Genomic DNA, 8,428 nt, shown 5'->3' on the forward strand with positions numbered 1-8,428 from the left:
GCTGCCTCCTGAGTGGGGCGTTCTCGAAAGGGAGTGCCGTGGGCCACCTCCACGACAACTACGGACCCGAGGCCCGCTACGCCGTCGAACGCGAGGCCGGGCTTCCCCAGACCATGCACCAGCGGGAGATCGAGCGGGGGCTGGAGCTGGGCCTGCCGGGCGCGGACTCCATCGTCGACCGGACGATCCCGACCTTCTCCCGGGGAGAGCTCCCGCACTTCGCCGGGATCAACACCTTCCTGAAGGCGCCCTACCTGGAGGACGTGCGGCGCTGCGGCGAGTTCGACGTGGCGGTGCTGGGCGCCCCCTTCGACGGCGGCACGACCTACCGCTCCGGTACGCGCTTCGGCCCGCAGGGCATCCGCAAGATCTCGGCCCTGTACGGGCCGTACAGCTTCGAGCTGGGCGTGGACCTGCGCGAGTCGATCACGATCGCCGACCTCGGGGACATCTTCACCATCCCCGCCAACATCGAGAAGACGTTCGACCAGATCAGCAAGGCGGTGTCGCACGTCTACGAGAGCGGCGCCTTCCCCGTCGTGCTGGGCGGCGACCATTCGATCGGCTATCCGACGGTCCGCGGCATCGCCCAACACGTTTCCGGAAATGTCGGCATCATTCACTTCGATCGGCACGTCGACACGCAGGAGACCGACCTCGACGAGCGGATGCACACCACGCCGTGGTTCCACGCGACCGACATCCCGAACGTGCCGCCGGAGAACCTGGTGCAGATCGGCATCGGCGGCTGGCAGGCGCCCCGTCCCGGCGTGAAGGTGGGCAGGGAGCGCGGCACCACCATCATGACCGTCACCGACTGCGTCGAGATGGGCATCGAGGCCGCCGCCGAACGCGCCCTTGAGGTCGCCTGGAACGGCGCCGAGGCCGTGTGGCTGTCGTTCGACGTCGACTGCCTGGACGCGGCGTTCGTGCCGGGCACCGGCTGGCCCGAGCCGGGCGGGTTCCTGCCCCGCGAGGTCCTGAAGTTCATCCAGCTCATCGCCGGCGCCAAGCCGCTCGCCGGGATCGAGGTGGTGGAGTGCGCTCCGCCGTACGACCACGCCGAGATCACCGCGCTCATCGCGACCCGCGTCATCTGCGACACCCTCGGGTGCCTCGTCCGCGCCGGCCACCTCCCGAAGCCCCCCGCCACGCCCCAGAAGCCCGAGAGGGGAGCCGCATGACACTCAGGCGCCTCATCCTGCCCGCCGCCGTCCTGCTCGTCCTCAGCACCGCCTGCGCCGGCGAGAAGGCCGCCGCCCCCACCGCCTCCGCCGCCGCCGTGTCCAAGGTCAAGCTCGGCTTCAGCGCGTGGCCCGGCTGGTTCCCCTGGCAGGTGGCCGAGGAGCAGGGGCTGTTCGCCAAGAACGGCGTCGAGGTGGAGCTGAAGTACTTCGACAGCTACACCGACAGCCTCAACGCCCTGGCGACCGGCAACATCGACGCCAACAGCCAGACCCTGAACGACACCCTGGCCTCGGCCGCCGGCGGCGCCAAGGAGACCGTGGTCCTGGTCAACGACAACTCCACCGGCAACGACCAGATCATCGCCCGTGACGGCCTGAAGAGCGTGGCCGACCTCAAGGGCAGGACGGTGGCCGCCGAGCAGGGCACCGTCGACCACTACCTGCTGCTGCTCGCGCTGCGCAAGGCCGGCCTCACCGAGTCCGACGTGAAGTTCCAGCCGCTGCCCACCGACGCGGCCGCCGCCGCGTTCGTCGCGGGCCGGGTGGACGCGGTGGGCGTCTTCGCCCCGTTCACCACCACCGCGCTGAAGCGGCCGGGCAGCACCGCGATCGCCACCTCCTCCGACTTCCCCGGCGCCATCCCCGACCACCTCGTGGTGACCAGGGACATGGTGGACACCGACGCCAAGACCGTGCAGGCGCTGGTGAACACCTGGTTCGACACCCTCGCCTGGATCGGGGCCAACCGGCCCAAGGCCCTTGAGATCATGGCCAAGCGCGCGGGGGTCGGCGTCGCCGACTACGAGACCTACGACAAGGGCACCACGATCTTCACGCTGGAGCGGAACCGGGCGGCGTTCGCCGATGACCTGCCGGCCAGTGCCAAGCAGATCTCCGACTTCCTGGTCGCCAGCAAGCTCGTCGACACCGCCCCGTCCCTGGACGGCCTGCTCGAACCGAAGTTCGTCCAGGCGGTCCAGCCATGACCGGCCGGCTTCACCCGCGATCCGTCCAGGCGGTCCGGCCATGACGGGCCGGACCGCCGCCGCGGAGGCCGGCGCCGCCCCGGAAGCGGCCGCGCCGGGCGGCTCCCGGCCCGGGCGGCGGATCCGGCCGCTGAACTCGGCCGTGCCCGCCCGCGTCGCCTGGGCCCTGCGCGCCCTGTCGGTGGCCGGGCCGGTCACGGCGTGGTGGGCGCTCAGCGCGAGCGGGCTGGTCGACCCCACCTTCCTGCCCTCCCCCGCCGCCGTGTGGGCGGCGGGGACCGACATGGCGGCGAGCGGCTCCCTGTGGACCGACCTCGGGGCGAGCCTCGGCCGCATCGGGCTCGGCTTCCTGCTCGCGGTGCTGATCTCGGTGCCGCTGGGGTTCACGATGGGCGCGCTCCCCTGGGCGCAGGCGCTGCTCGAACCGGTCATCGGCCTGCTCCGCTACCTGCCGGCCTCGGCGTTCATCCCGTTGCTCATCATCTGGCTGGGCATCGGCGAGGCGTCCAAGGTCGCGCTGCTGGTCCTCGGGGTGGTCTTCTTCAACACGCTGATGACCGCCGACGTCGTACGGCAGGTGCCCCGGCGGCTCCTTGAGGTCTCGGCGACGCTCGGGGCGGGCCGCGTGCGCGTCGCCTCGCGGGTGGTCTTCCCGTACGCGCTGCCGGGCATGATCGACGCGATGCGGGTCAACGCCGCCGCCGCGTGGAACTTCGTGGTCGTGGCCGAGCTGATCGCGGCGACCTCCGGGCTCGGCTACCGGATCACCCGGGCGCAGCGGTTCCTGCAGACCGACCGGATCTTCGCGATCCTCGTGGTCATCGGGCTGATCGGCCTGACGATCGACATCACGCTGCGCCTGGTGCGCGCACGCGTCGGAAGGTGGGCGGCATGACGTTGCGCCTCGAAGGGGTGGGCAAGGAGTTCGAGCCCGGGGTCCCGGTGCTGGCGGACCTGGACCTCACGATCGCGCCCGGCGAGTTCGTGTGCGTGGTCGGCGCGAGCGGGTCGGGGAAGTCGACCTTGCTGTCGATGGTCGCCGGGCTGACCTCGCCGACCTCCGGACGGGTGCTTCTGGACGGGCGGGAGGTGACCGGCCCCGGCCCCGAACGCGGGCTGGTGTTCCAGACGGCGTCGCTGTACCCGTGGCGGAGCGTGGCGCGCAACGTCGCCTTCGGGCTGGAGTCGCTGGGCGTCCCTCGCGAGCGGCGCGAGGAGCACGTCGGCCGGCTGCTCACGGAGGTGGGCCTGGCCCCGTTCGCCTCGGCGCTACCGGGACGGCTGTCGGGCGGGCAGCAGCAGCGGGTCGCCATCGCCAGGGCGCTCGCCTGCTCGCCGCGCGTGCTGCTGCTCGACGAGCCGTTCGGCGCGCTCGACGTGCAGACCAAGGAGGACATGCAACTGCTGATCCGCCAGGTGTGGCAGGACGTGGCGACGACCGTGATCATGGTCACCCACGACGTCGAGGAGGCGGTGTTCCTCGGTCAGCGGGTGCTGGTGCTGTCGTGCGACCCCGGCCGGATCGCCCGTGACCTCACCGTCGGCCTGCCCACCGCCCGGTCGCTGGAGGACAAGCGCTCGCCGGCGTTCCTCGCGTTGCGCGCGGAGGTGGAGGATCTCGTACGAGCCGAGCACCGGGCTCACCAGGCGCGCGTGTAGGTTCGGCTACGACGAGTTCCGTACCGAAGGGATGATCTCAATGGCGACGACACGTACCGCGACGACCCAGTGGAAGGGCGCGCTGCTCGACGGTTCGGGCACCGTCTCGCTCGACACCTCGGGGGTCGGGACGTTCGACGTCTCGTGGGCCTCGCGGGCCGAGCAGGCGAACGGGAAGACGAGCCCCGAGGAGCTCATCGCGGCGGCGCACTCCTCCTGCTTCTCGATGGCCTTGTCGCATGGGCTCGCCCAGGCCGGCACGCCGCCGCAGCAGGTCGAGACGAAGGCCGACGTGACCTTCCAGCCGGGCGAGGGCATCACCGGCATCGTGCTGTCGGTGCGCGCCCAGGTGGCCGGCCTCTCGGCCGAGGACTTCCAGGCCGCCGCCGAGAACGCGAAGGCCAACTGCCCGGTCAGCAAGGCCCTCACCGGCACGACGATCACGCTGAACGCCGAACTGATCGGCTGACGACCCGTGCCGGCCCCCGCGTGCGCCTGTCACGCGGGGGCCGCTTCGTTCCCGCCCCGGGCTTTACGCCCGTTTGTATGGATATAAGGTCATATATCCGTTTCAATGGGTGTCTAGCGTTCGTGGCGGAAGTTGCCGTGATCTGTGGGATAGGCACCCCTAGACGTGCAAAAGATCTGGCAAATCGGGGTCACGGCCCTAATATCGACAGTAGAGCCGGAACGTATGCATCCAGGGAACGTGGCAACGGAGCCTCCACCGGAGAGGAGCTGGCCTGGCACCGGATCACGCCAGGAGACAAGGCACGCGATCGAGCTGCACCGCGGACGTTCCACGACCACAATGAGGCTACATGCGTGAGGTCTGGCCCGGAGAGCCGTACCCGTTGGGCGCCACCTGGAACGGCGTGGGCACGAGCTTCTCGCTCTTCTCCGAGGTCGCCGAGCGGATCGAACTCTGCCTCTTCGACGACGCCGGCACCGAGACCCGCGTCGACCTGCCCGAGGTCGACGGTTTCGTCTGGCACGGCTACCTTCCCGGCATCATGCCCGGCCAGCGGTACGGCTACCGCGTGCACGGGCCGTACGACCCCTCCTCAGGGCACCACTGCGACCCGGCCAAGCTGCTGCTCGACCCCTACGCCAAGGCCGTCGAGGGCGAGGTGCACTGGGACCGCTCGCTGTTCGCCTACGAGTTCGCCGACCCCGGCCACCGCAACACCGAGGACAGCGGCCCGCACATGCCCAAGAGCGTGGTGGTGAACCCGTTCTTCGACTGGGGCAGCGACCGCCTCCCCCGCACGCCGTACCACGAGACCGTGATCTACGAGGCGCACGTGCGCGGGCTGACCATGCGGCACCCCGCGCTGCCGGAGGCGCAGCGCGGCACCTACGCGGGCCTCGGCCACCGCGCGGTGATCGACCACCTGCGCAGCATCGGCGTGACGGCGGTGGAGCTGATGCCGGTGCACCAGTTCGTGCCCGAGCACGCGATGGTCGCGCGCGGCCTCACCAACTACTGGGGCTACAACACGATCTCCTTCCTCGCCCCGCACAACGCCTATTCGAGCGCCGGGCAGCGCGGCGGGCAGGTGCTGGAGTTCAAGGCGATGGTCAAGGCCCTGCACGAGGCGGGCATCGAGGTCATCCTGGACGTGGTGTACAACCACACGGCCGAGGGCGACCACATGGGGCCCATGCTGGCCTACCGGGGCATCGACAACCGGTCCTACTACCGGCTGCTCGACACCGACCGGCGCCTCATGCTCGACTACACCGGCTGCGGCAACTCACTGAACGTCCGCTCGCCCCACGCCCTGCAGCTCATCATGGACTCGCTGCGCTACTGGGTGACGGAGATGCACGTCGACGGCTTCCGGTTCGACCTGGCCGCCGCCCTCGCCCGCGAACTGCACGACGTGGACCGGCTGTCGTCGTTCTTCGACCTGATCCAGCAGGATCCGGTGATCTCCCAGGTGAAGCTGATCGCCGAGCCGTGGGACGTCGGCCCGGGCGGCTACCAGGTGGGCAACTTCCCGCCGCTGTGGACCGAGTGGAACGGCAAGTACCGCGACAGCGTGCGCGACTTCTGGCGCGGCAGCCCGTCGGTGCTCCCCGAGTTCGCCTCACGCCTCGCGGGCTCCTCCGACCTGTACGCCAACAGCGGGCGCCGGCCGGTCGCCTCGATCAACTTCGTCACCTGCCACGACGGCTTCACCCTGACCGACCTGGTGTCCTACAACGACAAGCACAACGAGGACAACGCCGAGAACAACCGCGACGGCACCGACGACAACCGGTCGTGGAACTGCGGGGTGGAGGGGCCGGTCGAGGACCTCGCGATCGTCCTGCTGCGCCGCCGGCAGCGCCGCAACCTGCTCACCACCCTGTTCGTGTCCCAGGGCGTGCCGATGCTGCTGCACGGCGACGAGATCGGCCGCACCCAGCACGGCAACAACAACGCCTACTGCCAGGACAACGAGATCTCCTGGGTCGACTGGTCGCTGCTCGGGTCCGAGTCCGACATGCTGGACTTCATCCGCACGCTGGCCAGGTTCCGCAGGAAGCACCCCGTCTTCCGCCGCCGCCGCTTCTTCCAGGGGACCTCCCCCGAGGGCGACGTCCGCGACATCGTGTGGCTCACCCCGTCCGGCACGGAGATGACCTCGGGCGACTGGCACAGCGGGTTCGGCAAGGCGATGGCCGTGTTCCTCAACGGCCAGGCCATCAGCGAGCCGGGGCCGCGCGGCGAGCGCATCACCGACGACTCGTTCCTGCTGGTCGTCAACGGCCACCACGAGGACATCACGTTCTCCCTGCCGGGACCGGAGTTCGGCCCCGGCTGGCAGGCCGTACTCGACACCGGCGACGAGGGACCCGACTACGAGCGGTCCACCGGCGAGATCTGGCCTCCGGGCAAACCCCTCCCGGTCACCAACCGCTCCATCCAGATCCTCCGCTCCACCGCCACCCCCTGAGCCGTCCCTCCTCTCTTCCTGGTCCCCGCTCCCTTCCTTGAGGGTGGTCGGCGGACGGGTGACCCGATCAAGGTGTTTACAGAGAGTAGCGTTGGCCGGGTGGGGGTAACTGATCGTTAGATTCCATGATCAGTGGTTGCGCTCAGCCACGGCAGCCGATTGCGAGAGGGACGCGATGACCATCCGCCCCACCATCAGGACCCATGTGAGCAGGGGAACGTGGACCCGGATACCGGGTGCGGCGGTCCTGCTCGGCTCGCTCGTCGCGGGCCTGCCCGCCGCCCCCGACATGCCGGCCGGACCGGGCGCACCAGGTGTCCCGGGCGGAAGCGAGGCCCCCTGGGTGCCGGGCGGACCGGGGGCGGCGAGCGGACCGGGCAGGCCGGGTGCGCCAGGCGGGCCGGGCGGGCCGAGTGCACCGGGGGTGCCGGGCGGGGAGACCGGGGGGCGGGTGACGGTGTCGCGGGCCCCGGCGGGCAGCGCCATCCCGGGCCGGTACATCATCCGGCTGCGCCCCGGCGGGCTGGCGGCCGATGTGATCATCCCGACCGGGGTACGGCCGTTGTACGTGTACCAGAGCGTGTTCAACGGGTTCGCCGCGACACTCACCCCCGAACAGGTCAACGAGGTGCTGGGCCACCCCGAGGTCGCCGCGGTCGAAGAGGACGGCCTGGTCCGCGCCTTCGGCGACCACCCCCCCACCCCCCAGGCACCAGACCACGGCGCACCCGCCGCCTGGCGGGATCGCGGAGGGCCGGGTGCGGGGCGGGGTGCGGGGGGCGGGGGGCCCGCCGTGCCCTGGGCGGCGGGGCGTGGGGCGCCGACGCTGTCGTGGGGTCTGGATCGCATCGACCAGCGGCGGCTGCCCCTGGACCATTCCTTCACCGTCGCCCACGACGGCACCGGGATCACCGCCTACATCCTCGACAGCGGCATCTCGGCCTCCCGCGCCGAGTTCACCGGCCGCCTGACCCCCGGCTACAGCGTGATCAAAGACGGCAAAGGCACCACCGACTGCCTGGGACACGGCACCTTCGTCGCCGGCATCGTCGGCGGCGCCACCTGGGGAGTGGCCCGCAACATCCACCTGGCCCCGGTCCGCGTCCTTGACTGCAAAGGCGCCGGAGCCTTCTCCGGCATCATCGCCGGACTCGACTGGGTCGCCAAGAACGCCATCCGCCCCGCCGTCGCCAACGCCTCCCTGGGCGGCGCCAAATCCCCCGCCGTCAACGAAGCCGCCAACGAACTCACCCGCTCCGGCGTCTTCCTGGCCGCCGCCGCCGGCAACAGCTTCGGCGACGCCTGCGAGGTCTCCCCCGCCGGCGCCCCCGCCGTCCTCACCATCGCCGCCTCCACCATCACCGACACCCCCGCCGAATTCAGCAACACCGGCCCCTGCGTCGACCTGTTCGCCCCCGGACTCGACATCATCTCCGCCACCCCCGGCACCACCGCCCCCGGCACCAAAACCGGCGACGGCACCTCCTACGCCGCCCCCTTCGTCACCGGCGTCGCCGCCCTGTACAAACAAGCCCACGGCGACACCCCCACCGCCACCCTCCAGAACTGGCTCGTCGACAACGCCACCACCACCCTCACCGCCGTCCCCGCCGACACCCCCGACCGGCTCCTCTACACCAACGGCCTGTGA

At 70.8% G+C, this 8,428-nt stretch carries 7 protein-coding genes; all 7 read left to right on the forward strand.

The window, feature by feature from the left end; genetic code table 11:
- Positions 1–38: 38 nt before the first annotated feature.
- Positions 39–1,184: an agmatinase family protein gene (locus NYZ98_RS19085; RefSeq protein ID WP_262844166.1), complete on the forward strand. Its 1,146-nt coding sequence runs from the start codon at positions 39–41 to the stop codon at positions 1,182–1,184.
- Positions 1,181–2,173 carry an ABC transporter substrate-binding protein gene (locus NYZ98_RS19090; RefSeq protein ID WP_262844167.1) on the forward strand — a complete coding sequence of 331 codons (993 nt, stop codon included), beginning with the start codon at positions 1,181–1,183 and terminating at the stop codon, positions 2,171–2,173. Before NYZ98_RS19085 ends, NYZ98_RS19090 begins: the two co-directional genes overlap by 4 nt.
- A 40-nt stretch (positions 2,174–2,213) precedes the next feature.
- On the forward strand, positions 2,214–3,068 hold the full coding sequence (locus NYZ98_RS19095; RefSeq protein WP_262844168.1) for an ABC transporter permease: 855 nt from the start codon (positions 2,214–2,216) through the stop codon (positions 3,066–3,068).
- Positions 3,065–3,832 carry an ABC transporter ATP-binding protein gene (locus tag NYZ98_RS19100; protein ID WP_262844169.1) on the forward strand — a complete coding sequence of 256 codons (768 nt, stop codon included), beginning with the start codon at positions 3,065–3,067 and terminating at the stop codon, positions 3,830–3,832. Before NYZ98_RS19095 ends, NYZ98_RS19100 begins: the two co-directional genes overlap by 4 nt.
- Before the next feature lie 40 nt (positions 3,833–3,872).
- On the forward strand, positions 3,873–4,301 hold the full coding sequence (locus tag NYZ98_RS19105; RefSeq protein WP_262844170.1) for an OsmC family protein: 429 nt from the start codon (positions 3,873–3,875) through the stop codon (positions 4,299–4,301).
- Positions 4,302–4,653: 352 nt separating this feature from the next.
- Positions 4,654–6,777, forward strand: coding sequence for a glycogen debranching protein GlgX (glgX, locus tag NYZ98_RS19110; protein WP_262844171.1), 2,124 nt, complete (start codon positions 4,654–4,656; stop codon positions 6,775–6,777).
- 205 nt (positions 6,778–6,982) lie between these two features.
- Positions 6,983–8,428 carry a S8 family peptidase gene (locus tag NYZ98_RS19115; protein ID WP_262844172.1) on the forward strand — a complete coding sequence of 482 codons (1,446 nt, stop codon included), beginning with the start codon at positions 6,983–6,985 and terminating at the stop codon, positions 8,426–8,428.

Source organism: Sphaerisporangium corydalis (assembly GCF_025506355.1).
Classification (GTDB): Bacteria; Actinomycetota; Actinomycetes; order Streptosporangiales; family Streptosporangiaceae; genus Sphaerisporangium; species Sphaerisporangium corydalis.